This is a genomic window from Limnoraphis robusta CS-951 (assembly GCF_000972705.2).
The window spans coordinates 7,173-7,891 of the sequence record NZ_LATL02000304.1; the positions used below are offsets into that span (position 1 = coordinate 7,173).

The 719-nt window shown below is 41.9% G+C and carries 1 protein-coding gene; it reads left to right on the forward strand.

All coding sequences use genetic code 11. The annotated features are described in order from the left end of the window. On the forward strand, positions 1-719 hold a 719-nt coding region (locus WN50_RS25660; RefSeq protein ID WP_152964929.1), incomplete at both ends, for a serine/threonine-protein kinase.

Below are 719 nucleotides of genomic sequence, written 5' to 3' on the forward strand. Positions count from 1 at the left end.
GCAGGGAACAGAAACCGTAGAGAAAGCCAAACAACTTTTTGAACAGGAAGCGGTTCGTTTGGATGAGTTGGGAAAACATCCGCAAATTCCCGAACTTTACGCCTATTTTACCCAAGATAAACGTCAGTATTTAGTTCAAGAATATATTCAAGGGAAAAACCTGCAACAAGAGTTAGACGAGTCGGGAACTTTTAACGAGACTCAAATTTTACAACTGCTCAAAAAATTACTTCCGGTCTTATATTTTGTTCACAAAAATCAAGTGATTCATCGGGATGTAAAGCCGGACAATTTGATTCGTCGAGCTTCCGATAAACAACTGTTTTTAGTAGATTTTGGTGCGGCGAAATTGGCGACTCGTACCGCCTTAGCCGTCACCGGAACAACTATTGGTTCTGCTGGATATGCGGCACCCGAACAAGCTTTGGGAAAAGCAAATTTTAGCAGTGATATTTACAGTTTGGGGGTGACTTGTATTCATCTGTTAACCCAAGTTGAACCCTTTCAATTGTACGATGTCAGCGAGGGAGAATGGGTTTGGCGGGATTATTTAACCAATCCTATTAATCAAAAATTGGGGGAAGTTTTAGATAAGATGTTACAGCAGGCGATGAAAAAACGGTATCAGTCTATTCGGGAAATTGTGAATGCAATTTCATCTCAAGCTGCACCTTCCAAAATCCTTCGCATACCTCCGCCTCCACCACCCCCAACATCGT